The organism is Xanthomonas sp. WHRI 8932A, assembly GCF_035012785.1.
Classification (GTDB): Bacteria; Pseudomonadota; Gammaproteobacteria; order Xanthomonadales; family Xanthomonadaceae; genus Xanthomonas.
This window is the reverse complement of sequence record NZ_JAYGQQ010000016.1, coordinates 13287-36306: the sequence shown is the minus strand read 5'-3', so window position 1 is coordinate 36306 and position 23020 is coordinate 13287. Positions and strand designations below refer to the sequence as shown.

The following is a 23020-nucleotide window of genomic DNA, read 5'->3' as shown; positions in this document are numbered from 1 at the left end:
TACCGTGCAGATGCGGCTGCCGAGCGGGGTTTCAAGGTTTGATCGGCACGGAACGAACCGAGACCAAGGCCACCGAGACCGCCTTATCCAGCCCGGAGTGTCGTCGCGAGCTGCGGGCAGCGCGGTCTGGCATCGGCCACGGGGCCGACCAACGGACGATTGCTACACGATCCGTCGCAACGGCACTGCCGCATGCAAAGCGCTGCCGCCACCAGCGATGCCCTGCCCCGCATCGCCCTGCGCGGGAGTTACCGCCGCACCTGCCTGCGCAGCGCCCAGCAGACGCGACAGCACCTGCGCCTGGATCGCGGCAAGCGCCGGCAAGCCAGGCGCGCGCGGGTGCGCTACCGGCACGGCCACATCCAGGCCGACCCGGCCCTGCTCGATCACCACGATGCGATCCGCCAGCGCGCTGGCTTCGGCCACATCATGGGTCACCAGCACCAGGGTGAAGCCGTACTGCCGCCACAGCTGCACGATCAGCTGCTGCATCTCGATTCGCGTCAACGCATCCAGCGCGCCCAGCGGCTCGTCCAGCAACAACAACCGCGGCCGATGCACCAATGCGCGCGCCAGCGCCACGCGTTGCCGCTGCCCACCGGACAACGCCGCCGGCCAGTCGCCACCGCGCGTGCCCAGCCCCACCGCATCCAGTGCTGCCTGCGCCTGTGCGCGCCCGGCACGGCCCAGGCCCAGCGCTACGTTGTCGATCACCCGTTTCCAGGGCAGCAACCGCGCATCCTGAAACATCAGCCGCACCGCATCGCGCCGACGCGCCAACGGTGCATCGCCACTATCCACGCGACCGGCATCGGCGCGCTCCAGACCGGCGATCACCCGCAGCAGCGTGCTCTTGCCGCAACCACTACGGCCGACCACGGCCACACAACTGCCGGCTGCAATCTCCAGATCGATGCCGCGCAACACATCGCTGCCGCCATAGCGCTTGCCGATGCCGCGCAGGGTCAGCGGCAAGCCATTGCCTGCCACCGTCATCGCGCCACCTGCGCGCGCCGTTGTTGCGCCGGATGCCAGCCCAGCCACCAGGCTTCGAGCCCGCGCGCGGCCAGATCGGCCAGCTTGCCGAGCACCGCATACAGCACGATCGCCACCACCACGATGTCGGTCTGCAGGAACTCGCGCGCATTGGTTGCCAGGTAGCCAATGCCGGAGCTGGCCGAGATGGTTTCGGCCACGATCAAGGTCAGCCACATCAGCCCCAATGCAAAGCGCAGCCCCACCAGAATCGACGGCAGCGCGCCGGGCAGCAGCACATCGATAAACAATTGCGGCCCGCGCAAGCCGTAGTTGCGTGCCATTTCAATCAACGCCGGGTCCACGCTGCGGATGCCGTGATAGGTATTGAGATAGATCGGGAAGAAGGTCCCCAGCGCCACCAGAAACAACTTGGCGCCTTCATCGATGCCAAACCACAGGATCACCAGCGGAATCAGCGCCAGATGCGGCACGTTGCGCAGCATCTGCAGGCTGCTGTCGAGCAGGCGTTCGGCCACGCGCGACACACCGGTCAACAGGCCCAGCGCCAGGCCAAGGCTGCCGCCGATGGCCAGGCCCACGGCGGCGCGCCAACTGCTGATTGCCAGGTGCTGCCAGAGCTCGCCGCTTTGCACGAGCGTGGCCGCCGCACGCAGCACCGCATCCGGCGCCGGCAGGATGCGCTGCGGCAGCCAGCCAACCGATGCGGCGCCCTGCCATGCCGCCAGCACCGTCAATGGCAACACCCACGGCAGCAGCCGGTTGCCCCAGCGCCATGCGCGAGCGCTCATTGCATCGCCTTCGCGTTGCCGGTGTGCAGCGATGCAGCCGCGCGCATCACTTGCCTGCCGCTTGCGCGGCAACCGTGGCAGGCGCGCGCCACACCGCCGGTGCCACCAGCACGCGCTTGGGCAATAGCCGCTGCGCATAGAACAGGTCGGCGGTGGCCTGCTGCGCCTTGATGACCTCGGCGCTGAGCGGTTGCACGCTGGCCGGCGGGCGGTGCGCCAAGGTGCGCTCCACCACCGCAGGCGACAGCCCACTCACCTGCGCCAGCACCTTGATACTGCCGGCACGGTCGCGTTCCAGCAGGCCGTCGGCCTGATTGAGCGTGCCCATCACCTGCTGCACGAACGGGCCCCATGTCGTGGCATAGCGGCGCGACGACAGAAAGAACCCGCCGGTCAACCCCAACCCTTCGCCATTGGCGAGCAGGCGCGCACTGCCATCCAGCGTCAACGCCGAATACCACGGGTCCCAGATCGCCCAGGCATCCACTTGCCCGGCCGCAAACGCGGCGCGCGCATTGGCCGGCGACAGATAAAGCGGGGTGATATCGCGCAGGCTCAGGCCGGATTTGGCCAACAACCGCAGCAGCAGATTATGCGCGCTGGACCCTTTTTGAAACGCAACCCGCTTGCCCTTGAGATCGGCCACGCGCCGCAGCGTGCTCTTGGTCGGCACCAGAATGGTTTCGGCCTTCGGCGTCGGCGGCACCCAGCCCACGTACAACAGATCGGCACCGGCCGCTTGCGCAAACAACGGCGGAATATCGCCGGCCCCGCCCAGATCGACGCTGCCCACGTTCAAGGCTTCCAGCAATTGCGGCCCCGCTGGAAATTCAACCCAAGTAATGTTGGTGCGCGGGAAGCGCTGCTCCAGCAGGCGGTGCTGTTTGGCCAGCACCAGGCTCGACACCGCTTTTTGATAGCCGATACGCAGCTGTGCAGGGTCGGCCGCAGACGCGCACGGCAACCACGCGGCACTTATCAACAACATCACGGCCCAGGCCACACGCATGCGCATCGACGATCTCCTCATTGCCAATCGGTTGACGGTTTTTCCCACAGGTTGATGCCGCCCTCGACCGCAAAGCGATCGATCTCGGCCAACTCTTCCGCGCTGAAGTTCAGGTTCTGCAATGCCGCGACGTTTTCGACCAACTGCTCCGGCCGGCTGGCACCCAACAACGCCGAACTCACGCGCGCATCGCGCAGTACCCAGGCCAGTGCCAGCTGCGCAAGGCTTTGTCCGCGTTTTTGCGCAATCGCATTCAATCCACGTGCGCGTTGCAGGTTGTCGTCGGACAGATGCTCCGGCCGCAGCGATTGCCCACCGGGGCGATTGACGCGCGCATCGGCCGGCACGCCGTCGAGATACTTGCCGGTGAGCAGACCTTGCGCCAGCGGCGTGAATGCAATCACCCCGGCACCGATGTCTGCGGTGGCATCCAGCAGCTCGTGCTCAAGCCATCGGTTGAACAGGTTGTAGGCCGGTTGATGGATCAGCAACGGCACCTTCCACTCGCGCAGCAATGCGGCAATCTCGCGCGTGCGCGCCGCCGAATACGACGACACGCCCACGTACAGCGCCTTGCCTTGTTGCACGGCGCTGGCCAGTGCGCCGGCGGTTTCTTCCAGCGGCGTGTCCGCATCGAAACGGTGCGAATAGAAGATGTCCACATAGTCCACGCCCAGCCGTTGCAGGCTCTGGTCCAGGCTGGACAGCAGGTATTTGCGCGAACTGCCGCCCTGCCCGTAGGGGCCGGGCCACATGTCCCAGCCGGCCTTGGTGGAGAGGATCAATTCATCGCGATATGGCTTGAAATCCTCGCGCAGCAAACGGCCGAAGTTGCGCTCCGCGCTGCCATACGGCGGGCCATAATTATTGGCCAGATCGAAATGGGTGATGCCCAGATCGAAGGCGGTGCGCAGTAGCTGCCGCTGGGTGTCGATCGGCGTGCTGTCGCCGAAGTTGTGCCACAGCCCCAGCGACAATGCGGGCAAGACAAGGCCGCTGCGGCCGACACGGCGGTAAGCGATGCGGTCGTAACGATCAGGATGTGCGAGATAGGTCATGGGTGTGTCCGGTAGATCAGCGGGCGCTGAAGCGATTGACGGGGCGTGTCAGCCCCAGATGATCGCGCAAGGTGCGCCCTGCATATTCACGCCGGAACAGTCCACGTCGTTGCAGCTCCGGTACCACGTGCGTGGCCACATCGGCCAGGCCACCGGGCAGGTGCGGCACCAACACGTTGAAACCATCGGCTGCGCCTTGCTCGAACCACGCCTGCAACTCGTCGGCAATCTGCGTTGGCGTGCCGATCAGGCTGTAATGCCCGCGCCCACCGGCAATACGCCGACCGAGCTGGGCAATGCTCAACTGCTCCTGCCCGGCCAGTTCGGTGAACAACTGCTGGCGGCTGCGCTGGCCGGTTTCGGTGAGCGGCAATTCCGGCAACGGGCCGTCCGGCGGATAGCCGGACAGATCGAAGTTGCCCAGCATGCGCGACAGCAGCGCGATGCCCACCTCAGGCTCCACCAGCTCCTGGAATTGCTGGAATTTTTCCTGCGCTTCGGCCTGGCTCTGCCCCACCACGATGAACACGCCAGGCAGCACCTTCAATGCATCGTGCGTGCGGCCAAACTGTTCCAGCCGCCCTTTGATATCCGCATAGAACGCCTGTGCCTTGGCCAGCGACGATTGCGCGGTGAACACCACCTCGGCGGTTTCTGCCGCCAGCGCGCGCCCGGGCTCGGACGAACCGGCCTGCACCAGCACCGGATGCCCTTGTGGCGCGCGCGCGATGTTGAGCGGCCCGCGCACCTGAAAGTGCGTGCCGCGATGATCGAGCACATGCGCACGCGCCGGGTCGTGATGCAGGCCGGCCGCCTTGTCGGCGATAAAGGCGTCATCGTCCCAGCTGTCCCACAGGCCGGCGACTACCTGCTGAAATTCGCGCGCCCGCGCATAGCGCTCCGCATGCACGTAATGCGCATCGCGATTGAAGTTGAGCGCCTCATCGGCGGCGTCGGAGGTAACCAGATTCCACCCGGCCCGTCCGCCGGACAGATGGTCCAGCGAGGCGAACTTGCGCGCCACGTGATAGGGCTCGTTGTAGCTGGTGGTCATGGTGGCGATCAAGCCGATGCGCTCGCTTACCGTGGCCAGTGCGCTGAGCAGCGTCAGCGGCTCGAACAGGCTGGAACGCGCCATCCGCGGCGCGGTCGGCCCGCCGGCTGCGGCCAGGCTGTCGGCCACGAACACCGCATCGAACTTGGCGGCCTCGGCAATGCGCACCATCTCGCGGTACTGCGCAAAATCCAGCGTGTCTGCGCTCGCCTGCGGGTGCCGCCAGGCCGCGACGTGGTGGCCGGTCGCCATCAGGAAGGCACCCAGCGACAGCTGCCGTGACGCGCTCATCGCCGCCCCCCCAGAAGGACGCACTGCGTGTGCTTGATCTCACTGTGTAAACCCATCGATTGCATCCTCAAAAATCCTTGTGCACTTGCACGCCGACGTAGCGCCGATCGTCGCGCGGGACCAGGCGGTAGACATTGCCGGTGGCATTGGCCAACAGCGGCGCATACGCGCGATCGCCCAGGTTGCGGCCCAGCACCGCCACCCGCCAGCCATGCGCGTCGTCGGCCAGCGCAATGCTGGCGTTCCAGATCGCATACGGGCCCTGCAGGGTTTGCGCGGTCTGGCTGAGGTCGTACTGCACGCTGTCCTGCCAGCTCACATCACCGTTGAACTCCACGGCCAGGCTGCCACGCAGCGGCACGCGGTAGCCGGCACGCAGATTGCCCTTCCAGTCCGGCGAAAACGGCAGCGGCTTGCCGTCGACATTGCAGTTGGCCGCCGCTGCCGCCGGGCACGCGAAGCGCTGGATACGCGCCTGCGTATACGCCAGCGATGCGGCCAGGCTGAGCCGCTCGGTAGGCCGGTAGTCCAGATCCAGCTCCAGGCCTTGCGTGCGCACCTGCCCGGCATTGATCAACCGCGTCACTACCTGCCCGGCCACGGTATCGAAGAAGTTGGCCTGGTAATCGGCATAGTCGGTGTGAAACAACGCCACATTCGCACTGAGCCGGTCGTCCAGCGCGCGCGTCTTCAACCCCAACTCCCAGGCGTTTGACGTCTCCGGCTTCAGCGCCGGCGTGTCGCGCGGCTGCATGTTGAAGAACACGTTGTAGGCCGGGCCCTTGTAGCCACGCGAATAGGTGAGGTAACCGGTGGTCTGCTCGTTAATGTCGTACTGCAGGCCGGCGCGCCCGGAAACGCCATTTTCGGAGGTGCTGCCGGCGCTGGCCGTGGAGGGCTGAATCCCGGTGACCGCTGTTGCCGCGCTGGACACGCGCTGATGCTGATACTCGAGCGTGTCGCGGGTGACGCGCGCGCCCAACAAGGCGCGCAGGTCCGGGCGCCAATGCCAGGTGGCCTCGCCGAACAGCGCATAGGTCTGCGCGCGGGTGTCGTAATCGGCCACACCCACATTGCTGGCGGTGGGCGTGGTCACGCTGCGGCGGTAGGTTTCGTCGCTGCGGGCGTGCAGGTAGTACAGCCCGGCCACCGCTTCCACTGCACGGTCGCGCGGGGTCTGCACGCGCAATTCCTGCGAATACTGCGTGTAACCCAGCTCGCCACGATCGTGCGATGCCGGAAACGCCGCACTGCGCTGAGCAGTGCGGTCGCCATCCTGGAACTGCGTGTTATCCCATTGCCGCCATGCGCTGATCGAGGTCAGCACCACCTCGCCGATATGCCGGTCCAGTTGCAGCGACGCACCCTTGTTGATGTCATCCAGAAAGGTGGGGTAATCGCTGTTGATCTGGCGGTTGTCGGCACTGCCACGCACCGGCGCAAGCGCAGCGGCAAAGTCGGCGCGTGTGCTGGCAACGACAACACCGCTGGGCGCATCGCTATGCGATTTCAGGTAATCGGCGAGCAAGGTCGCGCTGAAGTCCGGGCTTGGCGTGAGGTCCAGCCGCACACGTGCGCCGGCGCGCCGGTAGCCATTGACGGTCTGCCCGTCGGCCACATTGCGCACGTTGCCGCCGTACTCGGCCCACACCGCCGACACGCTGGCCTTGAGCACCTCCGGCACCAGCGCACCGCCGATGCTGGCACGCACGCGGTCTTCGTCGCCGCCGCCGAAGTGGGAATAATCCACATAGCCGCCAAACACCTCCGGCGCCGGCTTGCTGACGATATTGAGCACGCCGGCCGAGGCGTTCTTGCCGAACAAGGTGCCCTGCGGCCCACGCAGCACTTCGATGCGTTCGACATCGAGCAGGTCCAACGTGGCCTGTCCCGGGCGGCCCAGCACCACGCCATCGATTACCGTAGCCACGCTGGGCTCCACGCCCGGCGAGGTGGAAATGGTGCCCACGCCACGCAGGAACAACGAGGTGTCCTTGTTGGATGCGCCGCTGCGAAAGGTCAGGCTAGGCACCAGCGCCGGCAGGTCGGCCACGCTATTGCGGTTCTCGCGATCCAGGGTCTGGCCCTGCACCACCGATACCGCCACCGGCACCTGCTGCAAGGTCGTTTCGCGGCGGGTGGCGGTCACCGTCACCGCGCCCAACGTCTGTGCCGCGCTCTCCGGCGCTGGTGCGGCTTCGCTAGACGCGTTGGCCAGCGCCGGTGCGCATGCCACTGCAAGACTCCACGCCAGCAACTGCGGTGTTCCCAACAACCTCGAAGCAGGAGCGATCCCTGCAGGGATCCGGTGTTGCACAGGCATGGAGGTCCTTCGTGTGGACTGGAGCGATCGATGTGGAAGGTGGTGTCGCGGCGATTCGGGTGGGTTGCACGCTGTGCAACCACGCGTTGGCCACGAAGCCGCCTCGACCGCCAATGGCGATACGGCATGCTGTTTGCCAGCGCCATGAGCGTCAAATAACCAATGTTTAGGTGGTTATTCACTCACGCGCCGTCGCGCCTGCACTGGCCGGCGATGCGACCTTGCGAGAGCGCGCTGCACGAGCGCGGCATCTACGGCGATAATGCGCAGATGGACGCGCCCAAGCCCTGGTATCTCTACTTGCTGCAATGTCGCAATGGCAGCTATTACGCCGGGATCACCAACGATCTGGAGCGGCGCTTCCAGGCGCATGTGCGGGGCACCGGTGCGCGCTACACGCGGGCCAATCCACCGCTGCACATCCTCGCCAGCCACCCCTACCCCGACCGCGCCAGCGCCTCGCGTGCGGAGTGCGCAATCAAGCGCCAACCGCGTGCGCGCAAGCTGGCCTGGCTGCTGGCGCAGCCGCCATGCAGCGCAGGGTCACACCCCGCTGACACCCCGATCACACTCGCCTAGCCGCCCGCTCCCTACGCTGCAGCGCCAATCCGATACCGGAGCAGCGCATGCACTATCAGCTCTATTACTGGACCGGCCTGCAAGGCCGCGGCGAGTTCGTCCGCCTGGCATTGGAAGATGCCGGCGCCAGCTACACCGACGTCGCGCGCATCGACGGCGACGAGGTCATGACCGACTTCCTGGACGGCAAGAACGCTGGTGCATACCCATTTGCACCACCGTTTCTGCGTGCGGGCGAAGTAGTGGTTTCGCAGGTGGCAGCCATCCTGCATGCCATTGGCCCGCAATTGCAGTTGGTGCCCGAGGCAGAGGCGCAGCGCCTGCAGGCATTGCAGTTACAGATGACCATCGCCGACCTGGTGGCCGAAGTGCACGACACCCATCATCCCATCGGCGTCGGGCTGTACTACGAAGATCAACAAGCCGAAGCGGAAAAACGCGCCCAGGATCTGCGCGACAACCGGCTGCCCAAGTTCCTCGGCTACTTCGAGCAAGTGCTGCAACAGGCAGGCGGCACCCATGTGCTTGGTACCCATTCGTACGTGGATCTATCGCTGTTTCAGCTGATCAGCGGCCTGGAGTACATGTTCCCCAAGCGCATGGCGACGTTGTCGAAGACGTTGCCGGGGCTGAAGGCCCTGCAGCAGCACGTGGCCGAGCGCCCGCGCATTGCCGCGTATCTCGCATCCGAGCGCCGCGTAGCGTTCAACACCAACGGCATCTTCCGCCACTATCCGGAACTGGACGCGGCATAGGCGATGCCCCCGGCATCACGCAGCGCGCGTGTGCCGGTCAGCTTCAATTTCGGTCAATGCACGGCTGACGCGCGTAAGTCGCTGTTGCTGCACGTCCGGTGCTATCGCGACTTGCCCGCGTCATTGGGCACCGTTACGCGTTCCCAGAGATCGCCCATGCAAGGCCGCACAAACGCGGCCTTTGATTTCGACGCAGCCGAACCGCCAACCTCAACGTCCCTGCAACAACGCTGTGCGAATGGCCTGCAACTGCGCCTTCACCGCGGCAGCCTGGGTTGGCCCCAGCCGCAGCAGTGCCTTCTGCCCGACCGACGCAGATTCTAGCGCGGGATCCGCAAAGAGATAGCGGCCACGCGCATCGCGCACGACCGCAATCGGCTGGCTCGGCTCCGGCGTGCGCAGCAGATGATCGATCACATCGATCACGCGGTCGTTGAAGTAACGGTCCGGCGCGCCCAGGTTGGCATAGGCCTGCTGAAACAATGGATAGAAGCGCACATAGCTGCGCACCAGCGCCTGCGCATCCACGCTGGTAAACGCGGCGACATAGGGCGCATAGCGTGCTGCGTTGGCTTGGTCGATCACGCTGCGATCGGCTGCGCTGGCGACCTGCAGTTCGCCCGCCACCGGCTGCAGCACCGAGGCGCGACGGCTGATGCTGGGCTGGGTGAGGTTGTCGACCATCACCACCACGCGTTCGATCAGATGCCCGCGCAGCACGATCGACAGCGCGTCGTCCTGCTGCACCAGGTCCAACAGCGCTTGCCATGCGGCAGCGTCGCTCTGCGCCAATGCCGGAATCGCCGCATCTGCGGCATCGGCCGATGGCGTCTGCACCGGGTGGCGCGGCGCGGCGGGTGCAGGCGGCGACGGTGCGACGGCGGCAGCCACCGCGCTCGCGGTCTGGCTGATGGGCGCGGGCATCGCACCAGATGGATCGGACGGCCCGCGGAACAGCCACCAGGCGGCGCCGGCAATGAGCGGCACCGCCAACAGCCACGGCCAGCGCGAGGACTTGGTTTGCATCATGGAACTCCTGACATCGACAACATCAGGGTGTGACCATGAGATGGTGCGGTGGTTCCATCGATGTGGGGCCGCAGCGCATTCATCGACCGCGCGGGCGCATGCCGAGGCGAGACAGCGTCACGCACGCGAGGCAGCAAGCGCCTGATCGGCGCACGGGCATCAGGCAGCCACGCGCCCGCCGCAGATACGGCTCAAACGAAACACGACGCAGCGCTGCCGCAAAAAACGAAGCGCCACGTACGGCACACCGCGCTCAATTGGCGAAGTCCAAGCGCGCATTCACCCAGGCCGCCACGATTGCGGCGGCAGCCTGATCGGCCTGTTTTGCAGGCAGCTTTTTTTCGCGCACCAGCCACGCCGCGGTGTCTGCGCGCACCTTGGGCAACAGTGCGCGCACCGCCTTGCGGTCTGCGGCCGGCCACTCGCTGTCATTGCCGTCCCAAGCGGCGATGGCCTGGTCCGGATCATCGCCATAGCGCTTGCGCAAAGCCGGTTGCAGGTACAACAGCGGCGACACCGAGGCGCGCAGCGCAATCACACCCCACTCGGCGTAGCTGGCATAGCGGATGGTACCGGCGTCCTTGCTCAAGGCTTCGATCAAGGAATCGAACCCGTCGTCCAGCTGCTTCCAGCTGGCCAGCGCAAACAACCCACCAGGCGGCTCGCACACCGGGGCAAACGAGTCGCGCGTGGAGCCATACAGCGGCCCGAATGCCTCGTACGCAGGCTCACCCACCGCCGCGAAAATGAAGCAGTGCACGTAGGGCCGATTTCCGCTGCCGTCTTGCTCGATCCACATGCGCAGCAGCGTGAGCACGCGTTCGGGCTGTGGCGTTGCCGGCGTGCCGGCAGCGTCATCCAGCAACGACGCCGCAAAATCATCGATCTTGCGCAGGGCCTTGCGCGCACTTTCAAAGCGCGCGTTCGCCAACGCGGCGTCCACACCGGCGGCGGGGACGAACTGATGCAGATATGCCAGCCATGCCGAAGCCAACGGCGCGTCGTAGGCCTGCAACTGCCGCGCGGCCTCCGCAGGCTTGCCGGGGATGCTGGCGATGATGCGGTCCAGCGCCTGTTGCTGCGCGGTGAGCGCCTTGGCCAACACATCGGCCCTGGCGCTGAGGCTGCGCTGCAGGCAGCCGTCCGACTTGGCGTCCTGCGCGCAGGCGTTGCGCTGCCGCAGCCAGGCGCGCTGTTGCTCGCGCACACCGGCCACCGCAGCGCGCGGCGTCGTTTGCATCAGCGCCTGGTAGCTCTCGTCCAGTTGATCGTCGAGCAGACCGAGTGCAGGCACCGCGCAAATACGTTTTTCTACCGGCGTACTGGCCTGTTTGCAGTCGAACGAGGCCGCCCATGCAGTGCTGGCGCTGAGCACCAGCGCGCTGCCAAGCAGCAGTCGACCGACACGCGCGTGATGCTTCATTGCACTGCCTCCTTGCGTGCCGGCAGCAGCGACAGCAACAGCAACGTCACCGACAGCGCAACGTAGGCGCCGACAAATTGCCAGCTGATCGCCCGGGCCAGGCCCTGCAGCGACCAGGGCAGATAGATGCCGCCACGTGGGTCCACCGAATGGATCAGTCCGAACAGCGTCAAGCCCGCAGCGACCAGCAGAAACACCGCAGCGCGGCGCAGCCGGCCATCGATCATCGCCGCCACCGTGGCGATCCACAGCATCGCAGTGATGATGAACCCATTGCCCAGCGCGAAGATTACCGCCAGCTCCGGCAGGCCATGGCCATCCACCTTCGTGGTCAACACCACCAGTTGCTCCGGCGCGATCCAGCCCGGCGCCTTGATGGTCAGCAGGTACGCCACCGACGGCAGAAACCCCAGCACCATCGCGCCGGCGTGGTGCCTGGGCGTGGCCTGAAACGCCTGTGTGGTGATGTCGATGGACACGTACACGATGATCGGTGCCAATACCGCCAGCGGCAGCCACTGCACCAGCCCGCTGATCACCCCGAGCATGCCGCCGATGCCGACAAACAGGCCGGTGAGCAAGGTATAGCCGCTGCGCGCGCCCATGTTTTTATACGCAGGCTGGCCGATATACGGCGTGGTCTGCGCCACGCCGCCGCACACGCCGGCCACCAATGTGGCCAGCGCCTCCACCAGCAGGATGTCGCGGGTGCGGTAGTCGTCGCCGGCCGCGCGCGCGCTTTCGCTCACATTGATGCCGCCCACCACCATCAACAGACCGAACGGCAGCAACAACGGCAGGTAAGTCACCGTCGCCGGCAGTCCTTCGATAAAGCCCAGATTCGGTAGCGGCAGCACGATCTGCGGCGCGGTCCACGCAGGCACCGCAAAGCCCGGCGCACCCAGGCCCGCCAGTCCCAGCCCGTAATACAGCGCCGTGCCGATCACGAACGCCACCAGCACGCCCGGCAGTTTGGTCGGCAGGCGGCCCTTGGCCAACAGCACGTACAGCAGCAGTCCCAGGGTGACGAAGCCGGCCACCGGCGAACGCAGCGTCTCCAGCAACGGCAACAGGCCCATCAGCACCAGCGCGATGCCGGCGATCGACCCGAGCAAGGCTGCGCGCGGCAGAGCACGCGTCACCGCCTCGCCAACGAACGACAGCACCAGCTTGAGCAGGCCCATCACCACCAGTGCGGCCATGCCCAGTTTCCAGGTGGCGATTGCCGCCGCCTGCGGATCCAGCCCTTGCGCCTTGAAGCCGGCAAACGCCGGGCCCAGCACCAGCAACGCCATGCCGATGCTGGTGGGCGCATCCAGGCCCAGCGGCATCGCGGTGACGTCGTCGCGCCCGGTGCGTGCGGCCAGCCGCCGTGCCATCAAGGTGTAGAGCAGGTTGCCCACCAGCACACCGAACGCAGTGCCGGGAAACATGCGCCCGAACACCACCTCGGCCGGGAACTGAAATATCCCTATCAACGCCGCCGAGATGAAGCCAAGAATGGAGAGATTGTCGACGACCAGGCCGAAGAAACCGTTGAGGTCGCCGGCGACGAACCAGCGCGGCGAGGCCGCAGGACGCGAAGAGGGAGCGGACATGGAGGTCTGCAAGACGTGGGGACAGGCGATGGTAGCCGCTGCCCGGCACCGGTGACAGCGGACCGGTGGAACGGGGTGTTGGCGCGCATGGGATGGGGAACACGGCCATCGGCAAGCGCTGACGCATGCCGATGGAGCACCGCGACATGCGACACGGCCGCGCGCGCGTCTCGCGTGCGCGCAGTTCGACGCGCGCGCAGGCAATGCGATCCGACCTCACCAACAACGGCCGTTAGCAGCGGCCAACAAAACGTAGCGAGCAGTCGTCAGGCGGATATGGACGGCGCACTCGGAGCCGCAGTGCACGAGTGCCGAGCACTCGCCGCGCCCGGCAGGTGGCTGCGCAACAGTACTGTTGGCCGCTCTTAGCAGCGCTCAGGCGACCACGCACAGCATGCCGGCGGCGACACAAAACAGATGCCACAAACCGATTCAAGATGCCGGCCGCGCCCACATGGCAATCGGCACCGGTTATTGCCCGCTGCCAGCAGAAGCGGCATCCACCGCCACCCAGCCCACCACCTCGCCCGCCGTGGCGCTGCGATAACGCAGCTTGATGCGCATGCCATCCGCGCTGACATCCAGCGCATCGGCGCGATCGCCCTGCACCAGATACCGCCGCGTGCTGGCCGCGGTTGGCGTGGCATACAAGGGCAGCCGTGCCACCTGCACCCGCAGTTGCACGGGCATCGGCGACTCCAGCGTTTCGCCGATGGCGGTGGCGACCACCCCGCCACGCGCGTCGAAGGTGGACCACACCGACAGCGGATAGGCGTCGTCGCCATCGCGCCCCAGCAGCGACTGGATGTCTGGCGATTCGATCGGTTGCTGCGAGCGATACACATACAGCCGGCCATCGCTGGCATAGCGATACTGATCGCTGTACCACATCGGCCCGCTGCGGCAGGCGCTGGTCAGACTGCGGTCCTTGGCGTCGGGGGTCAAATTCCACAAACCGTCGCACTGCACCGCCGGGCGCGTGGGCGCGGCCAGTGGCTGGAAGCGCCGTTGCACCGGGTCAAAGAGGAACACCAACGTCGCCTCGTTGACCTGGCCCAGCATCGCGGTGACCGCAAGATCGCGGTGCCCATCGAAGTTGTAGTCGTCGCTTCGGACACGACCGCCGCCCTCGCCGTCATCCACATTGGCGTCCAGCCACTGCTCGCTGCCGCCCGGCGACAGCACCACGTGCAGGCGCGCGCCCACCAGGCTGGCGGTTGCGTGCGTCGTCGCATCGATCGCCACCTGCACCTGGCCGTCGTCTGCCGCCGCGGTAAACCCCAGCAGGGCGAGCGCTGCACCCAGTGCCACGCGCATGGCCGCGCCATTGGGACGCAGCCCGTCGCGCCCTTGCATCTCGCGCACGCGCACCGAGCGGCTCAGAACGACACATCCACCGCCTGCCGCGACCACAACACCGACTGATGCCCGGTGGCCTGCTTCCAGGCCAGCCGAATTGCTTCGATGTCGTTGCGCCGCTGCGGGGTGTCTTCATGCAGGATCACCAGCACTTTGGTGCCGAGCCGGTTCGGCTCCTTGGCGCCGCGGAACAGCCACTGGCCGTAGGCATCGAACACCGTCAGCCCATCCGGGAAGCGTGGGGTCACTTCCTTGTCCAGAAACGCGCGCCACTGCGTCTCGTCGATGGTGCGGGTCTGCGGGCGATCGGCCGGGCCGGTTTCTTCACCCACGCCAAAGTAGAGCTCGCTGCGAATCCAGCCACGCGCGTCGCCGGGACGTTGCGCATCGCCCTGCATGCTGGCGGTGGTAGTCGCAGCAGCGGGCGTCTTGCCCGGCATGGTGGCGCAACCAGACAACGCCAGCACGGCGGCGATCAACACGGACGGCAGCAACTTCATCAAGTTCTCCAACGGTTTTAGGGGGACTAAAAAAACAGCGATACACAGGTGGCGCGCCGCAGTCGGCGCGCGCAGTGGCGGGCGTCATGCGGCAAGTGTACGAGCGGCACTGCTGCGGGCGTTACGCCAGTGGCGCGGGCGCTCATGCGGCCGCGCTATCAGCACATGCAGGGGCGCGCACAGCACCATCTCGCGCAGGCCTGAACAACGCGATAATATCTCTCCATCCGGATGAATGTGGAACAGTCCGCCCCTTGCGCACCAGTCCGGCCGGACGCCGGCCCTGCGGCGCGTTTGCAGTTGCAGGAGAGAGAGCATGACCCGCCCCACCCTTTCGATGATCGGCCTGGCTGTGGCCGCTGGACTGAGCGCCAACGCGCAGGCTCAGCAGGCCGATACCGGCGCCACCACCCTGGACACGGTAATCGTCACCGGCACCCGCGCCAGCGACCGCACCGTGCTGGAATCGACGGTTCCGGTGGACGTGCTCACTGCCGAAGACATCCGCAAGGCCGGCGTGGTCAACGGCGAGCTGGGCAGCGCGCTGCAGGCGCTGCTGCCGTCGTTCAATTTCCCGCGTCAGTCCAATTCCGGCGGCGCCGACCACATCCGCGCCGCGCAGCTACGCGGGCTCTCGCCCGATCAGGTGCTGGTGCTGGTCAACGGCAAGCGCCGCCACACTTCGGCACTGGTCAATACCGACAGCAAGATCGGCAAAGGCACCACGCCGGTAGATTTCAACTCCATCCCGATCAACGCGATCAAGCGCATCGAAGTGCTGCGCGACGGTGCCGGCGCGCAATACGGCTCAGATGCCATTGCCGGTGTCATCAACGTGATTCTGGACGACAACCCCGAGCGCGGCGAACTGGAAGCCAGCTTCGGCGCCTACAACACCGATGTGGCGCCGATCGATCGCCGCGTCACCGACGGCCAGACCAGTTACGCCAGCGCCAAGGTCGGCTCGCTGCTGGGCGATGACGGCGGCTTCTTCAAGGTCGGCCTGGAATTGAAGAATCGCGAAGCCACCAACCGCGCCGGCTTCGATCAGATCCCGCCGTTCGAAGAGCAGACCCCGGACAATCTGGCCCTAGCCGGCCGGCGCAATTACGTGCTCGGCGACGGCGCCACCAAGGGCTTGAACGCCTGGCTCAATACCAAGATTCCCTTCAGCGCCAGCGGCGAGTTCTACGCCTTCGGCACGTACAACCAGCGCGACACCGAAGGCGCAAATTACTTCCGTTACCCCGACAGCAGCGCCAACTGGCGCGAGATCTACCCCAACGGCTACCGGCCGATTTCCGAAGGCGAAAATCGCGATCTGCAACTTGTTGCCGGCGCACGTGGGCAGTGGGGCAACTGGGATTACGACGCCAGCGTCAACTACGGCCGCAACGATTTCACCTACCGCCTGCGCAACTCGCTCAACGCCTCGCTCGGCACGGGCAGTACCACCGCGTTCAAGACCGGTGATTTTGCGTTTGCGCAGACCGTGGGAAATTTCGATCTGACCCGTGTGTTCGACACTGCCGGCGCCACCCATACCTTCGGCACCGGCGCCGAATTCCGCCGCGAGCAATACCGCACCCATGCCGGCGACCCGGCCAGCTACGCCGCCGGCCCGTTCACCGACCGCCCCACCGGCTCGCAGGCCGGCGGCGGGCTCACCCCGCAGGACGAAGCCGATCTGTCGCGCAATGTCGCCAGCGCCTATGCCAACGTCTCCAGCCAGTTCGGTGAAAAATTCTCCACCGACCTGGCCGGTCGCTACGAGCATTACCAGGACTTCGGCAGTCAATGGACCGGTAAATTGGCCGCGCGCTATGCGTTCGCCCCGGCATTCGCGCTGCGTGGCGCCATCTCCAACAACGTGCGCGCGCCATCGCTGAGCCAGATCGGTTACGAAGCCACTTCCACCGGTTACGACGCCGCCGGCCGGCTGACCCAGGGCCGGTTGCTGTCGGTCAATAACCCGATCGCCCGCGCGCTCGGCGCCACCGATCTCAAGCCGGAAAAGTCGGTCAACTACAGCCTGGGCTTCACCAGCAAGTTGGGCGATCACTTCGACCTGTCGCTGGATTTTTTCCAGATCGATATCGACGACCGCATCGCCTTGTCCGAAGACATCACCGGCGACGCCTTGACCAGCTTCGTGCAGCAGAACTTCGGCGTTACCGGCGTGCAGAGCGCCAGCTATTTCCTCAACGCCGCCGATACCCGCACCCGCGGCGCCGAGCTGGTCGCCAACTGGCGCCAGTACGCGTTCGGCGGCGATCTGTTGCTGACCGGCACCTACAGCTATGCCAAGACCGAGCTGGAAAACATCATCGCAACGCCCGCGCAATTGCTGGCCTTGAACCCGGACTACGTGCTGTTCGGCGTGGAAGAAAGCAACACGCTTACCGACGCGGCACCACGCACGCGTGCCGCACTGGCCGCCAACTGGAACAACCAACACTGGAACCTGCAGACGCGCGTGAACCGCTATGGCAGCGCCACCCGCGTGTTCGACTTCGGCGGCGGTTTCGTGCCACGCCAGACCTATGGCGCCGAATGGCAACTGGATCTGGAAGCCGAATATCACCTGGGCACACAGTGGACGCTGGCCATCGGCGGGCAGAACATCCTGGACAACTATTCGGACCGCTCCATCGACGATATCGCCTACTTCGGCAACCTGCCCTACGACGTGCTCTCGCCGATCGGCAGCAATGGCGCGTACTGGTATGGGCGGGTGCGGTATACCTTCTGAGCAACAGCGCAGGCTGCAAACCCCCTTTCCCCTCGGGAGCGTGCTCTAGCCCCTCTCCTGTGGGAGAGGGGTTGGAGTGAGGGTACGGACGAAGCACCCGTGTCCTTCCAAGTGCACGAGGCTTCGCACGTACCCTCATCCGCCCCTTCGGGGCACCTTCTCCCGAGGGGAGAAGGGAAGAACACTGCTGCTACCGCTTTAGCCCCTCTCCTGCGGGAGAGGGGTTGGGGTGAGGGTACGGGCGAAGCTCCCGTGTCCTTCCAACTGCACGTGGCTTCGCCCGTACCCTCATCCGGCGCTACGCGCCACCTTCTCCCGAGGGGAGAAGGGAAGAACACTGCGGCTACCGCTCTAGCCCCTCTCCTGCGGGAGAGGGGTTGGGGTGAGGGTACGGGCGAAGCTCCCGTGTCCTTCCAACCGCACGAGGCTTCGCACGTCGCCTCAGCCGGCGCTACGCGCCACCTTCTCCCGAGGGGAGAAGGGAAGAACACCGCGGCTGCCGCTTTAGCCCCTCTCCCTTCGAGAGAGGGGTTGGGGTGAGGGTACGGAGCGAAGCCTCCGTGTCCTTCCAACTGCACGAGGCTTCGCCCGTACCCTCATCCGCCCCTTCGGGGCACCTTCTCCCGAGGGGAGAAGGGAAGAACACTGCGGCTACCGCTTTAGCCCCTCTCCTGCGGGAGAGGGGTTGGGGTGAGGGTACGGGCGAAGCTCCCGTGCCCTTCCAACTGCACGAGGCTTCGCACGTAGCCTAAGCCGGCGCCACGCGCCATTTTCTCCCGAGGGGAGAAGGATAGGCAGTTGCATGTATCTACCAGCACCCACTGCCGTTCCATAACCTGAATCTCACACCGGTTTGCGCACACTAGTGCAATGGCAGACGCGCATTCCCCCCTTCCGTCGCCGCCATTGCTGGACGATGCCTGCGCATTGTTTCTGGACGTGGACGGCACCCTGATCGACTTTGCCGACAGCCCCGAGGCCGTGCGGCTATTGCCCGAGGTACGCGAAGCAATCGTCCAGCTGAGCGAGCGCCTCAACGGCGCCATCGCCCTCGTCAGCGGACGTCCGCTCGCACAGCTCGATGCCTTGTTCGCACCACTGCTGCTGCCGGCCGCCGGCCTGCATGGGCATGAGTTGCGCAGCGATGTTGCCGCACGTGCCGCCATGCCGCAGGACACTTCTGCATTCCTGCATGGCCTGCATCAACGCGCTGCGGCGCTGACACATAAACACGCAGGCGTGCTGGTCGAAGACAAAGGCGTCAGCGTTGCGCTGCATTGGCGCGCGCAACCGGACGCCGGCCCTGATGTGTTGGCCTTTGCGCAGGACGAAATCGCCCAGCTCTCCGGCTATCGCCTGCAGCCGGGCGACCACGTGGTGGAATTCGTACCCGAAGGCAGCAACAAGGGCCTGGCCGTCGAACAACTGATGCAGACCGCCGCCTTTGCAGGCCGCACGCCGGTGTTCGTCGGCGACGACCTCACCGACGAATTCGGCTTCGAAGCGGCCAATCGCTTAGGCGGCTGGAGCATTCTGGTCGGCGATCGCGCACAGACCAGCGCGCGTTTTCGCGTCGACGGCACTGCCGCTGTGCATGCGTGGCTGCACCACAACGCGCGCCACGCATCACCGTAGGCGCGCTTCCTTTCGCTACTTACAGGATCGTTTGCACCTCATGACCGAGCCAAACCTGGATCTGGGCGTCATCGGCAATTGCAGCTTTGGCGCATTGGTCGATCGGCAGGCACGCGTGGTGTGGAGCTGCCTGCCCGCCTTCGACGGCGACCCGGCCTTTTGCAGCTTGCTGTCGCCCAAGACCGAAGGCGGCGATTTTGCGGTGGAGCTGGAAGACTTCGTCAGCAGTGAGCAGCACTACCTGCCCAACACTGCCGTGCTGCGCACCGTCTTGCGCGATAGCCACGGTGGCGAAGTGGAAGTCATCGACTTCGCACCGCGCTGGCGCAATAACGGCCGTTTTTACCGGCCTGTCAGCATCATCCGGCAGATTCGCCCGCTCGCTGGCAACCCGCGCATCGTGGTACGCGCACGCCCGCTCGCCGACTGGGGTGGCCGTACGCCCGATACCACCTGGGGCAGCAACCATATCCGCTGGGTGTTGCCGGAATTCACCTTGCGCCTGACCACCGACGTGCCGGTGCGCTTCGTGCGCGACGGCTTGCCGTTCGTGCTCAGCCACCCCGTGAGTCTGGTGCTGGGCGTGGACGAATCGCTGACCCGCTCGCTCACCGGCTATGTGCAGGAAGCGCAGGAACGCACCGAAGAATATTGGCGCGAATGGGTGCGCTATCTCTCCATTCCGCTGGACTGGCAGGAAGCGGTGATCCGCAGCGCGATCACGCTCAAGCTGTGCCAGTACGAAGATAGCGGCGCGATCATTGCTGCGATGACTACGTCCATTCCGGAAGCGCCAAATACGCCGCGCAACTGGGATTACCGGTATTGCTGGCTGCGCGACGCTGCGTTCGTGGTGCGCGCGCTCAACCGGCTCGGCGCCACGCGCACGATGGAGCAGTTCATCGGCTACATCTTCAACATCGCCACTGCCGACGGCACGCTGCAGCCGCTGTACGGCATCGGCTTCGAATCGCAGCTGGAAGAGCATGAAGTCGACACGATGGAGGGCTACCGTGGCATGGGCCCGGTGCGGCGCGGCAACCTGGCGTGGATCCAGCAACAGCACGATGTCTATGGCAGCGTGGTGTTGGCCTCGACGCAATTGTTCTTCGATCTGCGTCTGAAGGATCAAGGCGACGCCGACACCTTCCGCCGGCTCGAACCGCTGGGCGAACGTGCCTATGCGCTGCACAACGTGCCCGACGCCGGCCTGTGGGAATTCCGCGGCCGCGCCGAAGTGCATACCTACACCGCCGCGATGTGTTGGGCCGCGTGCGATCGCTTGTCGAAGATTGCCGACCGCCTGGCCTTGCCCGAGCGCAGCGTGTATTGGCAGCAGCGCGCCGACAGCATTCGCGAGCGCGTGTTGGCCGAAGCCTGGAGTGAAGAACGCGGTCATTTCACCGACACGTTCGGTGGCCATCGTCTGGATGCCTCGCTGCTGTTGCTGGCCGACATCGGCATCGTGGATGCCGACGACAGCCGCTTCGTGCGCACGGTCGAAGCGGTCGGCCGGGTGCTCAAACATGGCGATGCGCTGTATCGCTACATCGCGCCCGACGACTTCGGCGAGCCGGAAACCAGCTTCACCATCTGCACGTTCTGGTACATCGATGCGCTGGCCTCCATCGGCCGCAAGGACGAGGCACGTGAATTGTTCGAGCGCATTCTGTCGCGCCGCAATCACCTCGGCTTGCTCTCGGAAGACCTATCGTTCGAAGACGGCGAAGCCTGGGGCAATTTCCCTCAGACCTATTCGCATGTCGGTTTGATCATCGCAGCGATGCGCTTGTCGCGGAGCTGGCAGGAGGCGTCATGAGTCGTTTGGTGGTGGTATCCAATCGTGTTGCAGTGCCCGGCGAAAACCGTGCCGGCGGCCTTGCAGTCGGGTTGTTGGCAGCGCTCAAGGAGCGCGGCGGCATGTGGTTCGGCTGGAGCGGCAAGACCGCCCGCGGCGATAGCGGCGGCATGCACGAGCAAACCGAAGGCGACATCACCTTCGTCACCATGGACCTCAACAAGCGCGACATCGACTCGTACTACAACGGCTTTGCCAATCGCACCTTGTGGCCGTTGCTGCACTTCCGGCTGGACCTGGTCGATTACGACCGCGCCAAGCGCGAAGGCTATCTGCGCGTCAATCGCTTGTTCGCAGAAAAGCTGGCGCCGCTGCTGAAAGACAGCGACACCTTGTGGATTCACGATTACCACATGATCCCGCTGGGCGCGATGCTGCGCGAGCTGGGGGTGGGCTGCAAGATGGGCTTCTTCCTGCATGTGCCGATGCCGTCGGCCGATTTGATGCAGGCGATGCCCGATCACGCGCGCTTGTTCAGTACCTTTTATGCCTACGATCTGGTCGGCTTCCAGACCCAACGCGATGCCGAGCGCTTCAAGGCGTATGTCCGCCTGTTCGGTGGCGGCCGCATTCTGGACGGCGATCTGGTCGAAGGCCCGGGCGGGCGGCGCTTCACCGCCTCGTCGTTCCCCATCGGGATCGACACCGATCTGATTGCCAATCAGGCAAAGGCATCCGTCAGCAAGCAAGCCGTGCGCGATCTGCGCGAAAGTTTGCGCGGGCGGCAGCTGGCCATCGGCGTGGACCGGTTGGATTACTCCAAAGGTCTGCCGGAACGCTTCCAGGGGTTCGAGCGTTATCTGGAACGCTATCCGGATCAATCCGGCAGCCTGACCTATCTGCAGATCGCACCGGTATCGCGCGGCGATGTCACCGAATATCGTCAATTACGCGGGCAGCTGGAACAGATCGCCGGCCATATCAATGGTGGACATGCGGGGCCGGACTGGACGCCGCTGCGCTACGTCAACCAGAACTTCAGCCATGCAACATTGACTGGTTTCTATCGGGCCGCATCGGTGGGCTTGGTAACGCCATTGCGCGATGGCATGAATCTGGTCGCCAAAGAATTCGTGGCCGCGCAGGACCCCGAAAATCCCGGTGTCCTGGTGCTGTCGTTGCTGGCCGGCGCGGCGGACGAAATGAAGGAAGCGCTACTGGTCAACCCGCACGATCTGGACGGTGTGGCCGATGCCATTGCGACGGCAGCCAGCATGCCGTTGGCAACACGTATCGAGCGCTGGCGGGCGATGATGGATCATCTGCGCAAGAACAACATCAACCACTGGCGCCAGCGGTATCTGCAGGCACTCGCAGACGCCTAAGCTTTCCTCGGTGCGGGGGAATATACGCAGACTCGCTGCGTGCATTGCCTTCTTCCTGCGAGAGGCTGGATACATTCCCTTCTCCCTCCGGGAGAAGGTGCCCGAAGGGCGGATGAGGGTACGGCAGTCACGCGAGCAATCCGACATTGTGCTCGATGGACTGTCGCAGCCCTGGCTTGAGCGCTGTGCTTTGGTGCGAGCGACGTACTCTGGATTGAGCACTGTGCTCTGGATTCACCGTGGTGCTGAAGTGCCCGCATTTTTTTGCCAATCCCAAATCCCAAATGCAAAATCCCGGCTTCAAACGCCGTCGCCTGACGCAATCCGGCGCGATACGGCCGCACCGGTGCCCTGCGCTCTTCGCCATGCGCGGCACGGCGCACAAACTCGCTGCATGCATTTCCTTCTCCCTCCGGGAGAAGGTGCCCAAAGGGCGGATGAGGGTACGGTTACAAGGGATTTCCGGCAGGTGCACTTGTAGCCATGCGGGAATTTCAAGCACAGCTTTAAGCCACAGCGCTCTAGGGCACAGCGAAGTCAAAGGCTTCCACGCCCTTCAGGCGCGGGTGGCCTCTTCGGCCACGCATGACTGCGGTGCTCGGCTTGCTTTAAGGCGACTGGGTGAGTCAAGAGCAAAAAACTGAGCTAAGCAAAGCAACGGCAAGGCCAATGCAGAGCAAGCCGA

General features: G+C 65.2%; 17 protein-coding genes and 1 other RNA gene. 6 read left to right on the top strand and 12 right to left on the bottom strand.

Features of this window, described 5'->3' with window-relative positions; translation table 11 throughout:
- Positions 1–162: 162 nt before the first annotated feature.
- The 6 genes from VC212_RS22115 to VC212_RS22090 form a co-directional block, all read right to left on the bottom strand.
- Positions 163–996: an ATP-binding cassette domain-containing protein gene (locus tag VC212_RS22115; RefSeq protein ID WP_238691822.1), complete on the bottom strand. Its 834-nt coding sequence runs from the start codon at positions 994–996 to the stop codon at positions 163–165.
- Positions 993–1787, bottom strand: coding sequence for an aliphatic sulfonate ABC transporter permease SsuC (ssuC, locus tag VC212_RS22110; RefSeq protein WP_115555093.1), 795 nt, complete (start codon positions 1785–1787; stop codon positions 993–995). The genes VC212_RS22115 and ssuC overlap by 4 nt, the downstream gene beginning before the upstream one ends.
- Positions 1788–1833: 46 nt before the next feature.
- Positions 1834–2796, bottom strand: a complete 963-nt coding sequence (locus VC212_RS22105) for an aliphatic sulfonate ABC transporter substrate-binding protein (RefSeq protein ID WP_275126888.1) — start codon at positions 2794–2796, stop codon at positions 1834–1836.
- Positions 2797–2813: 17 nt separating this feature from the next.
- On the bottom strand, positions 2814–3854 hold the full coding sequence (gene mgrA, locus VC212_RS22100) for an L-glyceraldehyde 3-phosphate reductase (RefSeq protein ID WP_115554414.1): 1041 nt from the start codon (positions 3852–3854) through the stop codon (positions 2814–2816).
- Positions 3855–3870: 16 nt separating this feature from the next.
- Positions 3871–5199: an LLM class flavin-dependent oxidoreductase gene (locus VC212_RS22095; RefSeq protein ID WP_323515627.1), complete on the bottom strand. Its 1329-nt coding sequence runs from the start codon at positions 5197–5199 to the stop codon at positions 3871–3873.
- A 67-nt stretch (positions 5200–5266) separates the two neighbouring features.
- Positions 5267–7522 (bottom strand): TonB-dependent receptor, encoded by a 2256-nt coding sequence (locus VC212_RS22090; protein WP_323515629.1) that lies wholly within the window; start codon positions 7520–7522, stop codon positions 5267–5269.
- Between the two features lie 270 nt (positions 7523–7792).
- Between VC212_RS22090 and VC212_RS22085 the strand changes: the two genes are divergently transcribed.
- Positions 7793–8101 carry a GIY-YIG nuclease family protein gene (locus tag VC212_RS22085; RefSeq protein WP_323515650.1) on the top strand — a complete coding sequence of 103 codons (309 nt, stop codon included), beginning with the start codon at positions 7793–7795 and terminating at the stop codon, positions 8099–8101.
- Positions 8102–8148: 47 nt separating this feature from the next.
- On the top strand, positions 8149–8856 hold the full coding sequence (locus VC212_RS22080) for a glutathione S-transferase family protein (protein WP_323515632.1): 708 nt from the start codon (positions 8149–8151) through the stop codon (positions 8854–8856).
- 210 nt (positions 8857–9066) lie between these two features.
- Here the strand turns inward: VC212_RS22080 and VC212_RS22075 are convergent, their stop codons facing one another.
- From VC212_RS22075 to VC212_RS22050, 6 genes are all read right to left on the bottom strand, one after another.
- The gene (locus VC212_RS22075; protein WP_323515634.1) at positions 9067–9882 is read right to left on the bottom strand and encodes a DUF3014 domain-containing protein; all 816 of its coding nucleotides are present in this window, start codon (positions 9880–9882) and stop codon (positions 9067–9069) included.
- Positions 9883–10138: 256 nt separating this feature from the next.
- Positions 10139–11308 (bottom strand): lysozyme inhibitor LprI family protein, encoded by a 1170-nt coding sequence (locus VC212_RS22070; protein WP_323515635.1) that lies wholly within the window; start codon positions 11306–11308, stop codon positions 10139–10141.
- On the bottom strand, positions 11305–12906 hold the full coding sequence (locus tag VC212_RS22065; RefSeq protein ID WP_115584512.1) for a hypothetical protein: 1602 nt from the start codon (positions 12904–12906) through the stop codon (positions 11305–11307). Before VC212_RS22065 ends, VC212_RS22070 begins: the two co-directional genes overlap by 4 nt.
- A gap of 240 nt (positions 12907–13146) precedes the next feature.
- A non-coding RNA gene (locus VC212_RS22060) (sX9 sRNA) lies at positions 13147–13225 on the bottom strand.
- 152 nt (positions 13226–13377) lie between these two features.
- A complete protein-coding gene (locus VC212_RS22055) occupies positions 13378–14223 on the bottom strand; it encodes a hypothetical protein (RefSeq protein ID WP_323515652.1) in 846 nt (281 codons plus the stop codon).
- Positions 14224–14285: 62 nt separating this feature from the next.
- On the bottom strand, positions 14286–14765 hold the full coding sequence (locus VC212_RS22050) for a DUF3574 domain-containing protein (protein WP_055850323.1): 480 nt from the start codon (positions 14763–14765) through the stop codon (positions 14286–14288).
- A 316-nt stretch (positions 14766–15081) separates the two neighbouring features.
- On the opposite strand from VC212_RS22050, the gene VC212_RS22045 reads away from it, so the two are divergent.
- The 4 genes from VC212_RS22045 (at position 15082) to otsA (ending at position 22335) form a co-directional block, all read left to right on the top strand.
- Entirely contained in the window at positions 15082–17517 is a 2436-nt protein-coding gene (locus VC212_RS22045; RefSeq protein ID WP_323515637.1) for a TonB-dependent receptor, read from the top strand.
- Positions 17518–18387: 870 nt separating this feature from the next.
- Positions 18388–19152 (top strand): trehalose-phosphatase, encoded by a 765-nt coding sequence (gene otsB / locus VC212_RS22040; protein ID WP_323515640.1) that lies wholly within the window; start codon positions 18388–18390, stop codon positions 19150–19152.
- Between the two features lie 40 nt (positions 19153–19192).
- The gene (locus VC212_RS22035) at positions 19193–20971 is read left to right on the top strand and encodes a glycoside hydrolase family 15 protein (RefSeq protein WP_115528722.1); all 1779 of its coding nucleotides are present in this window, start codon (positions 19193–19195) and stop codon (positions 20969–20971) included.
- On the top strand, positions 20968–22335 hold the full coding sequence (gene otsA, locus VC212_RS22030) for an alpha,alpha-trehalose-phosphate synthase (UDP-forming) (RefSeq protein ID WP_055848926.1): 1368 nt from the start codon (positions 20968–20970) through the stop codon (positions 22333–22335). Before VC212_RS22035 ends, otsA begins: the two co-directional genes overlap by 4 nt.
- Positions 22336–23020: the final 685 nt, after the last annotated feature.

What these genes read in the sequence shown, in the direction of transcription:
- VC212_RS22115 (WP_238691822.1), bottom strand. Translation starts at nt 996, where the DNA reads ATGACGGTGGCAGGCAATGGCTTGCCGCTGACCCTGCGCGGCATCGGC.
- ssuC (WP_115555093.1), bottom strand. Translation starts at nt 1,787, where the DNA reads ATGAGCGCTCGCGCATGGCGCTGGGGCAACCGGCTGCTGCCGTGGGTG.
- VC212_RS22105 (WP_275126888.1), bottom strand. Translation starts at nt 2,796, where the DNA reads ATGCGTGTGGCCTGGGCCGTGATGTTGTTGATAAGTGCCGCGTGGTTG.
- mgrA (WP_115554414.1), bottom strand. Translation starts at nt 3,854, where the DNA reads ATGACCTATCTCGCACATCCTGATCGTTACGACCGCATCGCTTACCGC.
- VC212_RS22095 (WP_323515627.1), bottom strand. Translation starts at nt 5,199, where the DNA reads ATGAGCGCGTCACGGCAGCTGTCGCTGGGTGCCTTCCTGATGGCGACC.
- VC212_RS22090 (WP_323515629.1), bottom strand. Translation starts at nt 7,522, where the DNA reads ATGCCTGTGCAACACCGGATCCCTGCAGGGATCGCTCCTGCTTCGAGG.
- VC212_RS22085 (WP_323515650.1), top strand. Translation starts at nt 7,793, where the DNA reads ATGGACGCGCCCAAGCCCTGGTATCTCTACTTGCTGCAATGTCGCAAT.
- VC212_RS22080 (WP_323515632.1), top strand. Translation starts at nt 8,149, where the DNA reads ATGCACTATCAGCTCTATTACTGGACCGGCCTGCAAGGCCGCGGCGAG.
- VC212_RS22075 (WP_323515634.1), bottom strand. Translation starts at nt 9,882, where the DNA reads ATGCAAACCAAGTCCTCGCGCTGGCCGTGGCTGTTGGCGGTGCCGCTC.
- VC212_RS22070 (WP_323515635.1), bottom strand. Translation starts at nt 11,308, where the DNA reads ATGAAGCATCACGCGCGTGTCGGTCGACTGCTGCTTGGCAGCGCGCTG.
- VC212_RS22065 (WP_115584512.1), bottom strand. Translation starts at nt 12,906, where the DNA reads ATGTCCGCTCCCTCTTCGCGTCCTGCGGCCTCGCCGCGCTGGTTCGTC.
- VC212_RS22055 (WP_323515652.1), bottom strand. Translation starts at nt 14,223, where the DNA reads ATGCGCGTGGCACTGGGTGCAGCGCTCGCCCTGCTGGGGTTTACCGCG.
- VC212_RS22050 (WP_055850323.1), bottom strand. Translation starts at nt 14,765, where the DNA reads ATGAAGTTGCTGCCGTCCGTGTTGATCGCCGCCGTGCTGGCGTTGTCT.
- VC212_RS22045 (WP_323515637.1), top strand. Translation starts at nt 15,082, where the DNA reads ATGACCCGCCCCACCCTTTCGATGATCGGCCTGGCTGTGGCCGCTGGA.
- otsB (WP_323515640.1), top strand. Translation starts at nt 18,388, where the DNA reads ATGGCAGACGCGCATTCCCCCCTTCCGTCGCCGCCATTGCTGGACGAT.
- VC212_RS22035 (WP_115528722.1), top strand. Translation starts at nt 19,193, where the DNA reads ATGACCGAGCCAAACCTGGATCTGGGCGTCATCGGCAATTGCAGCTTT.
- otsA (WP_055848926.1), top strand. Translation starts at nt 20,968, where the DNA reads ATGAGTCGTTTGGTGGTGGTATCCAATCGTGTTGCAGTGCCCGGCGAA.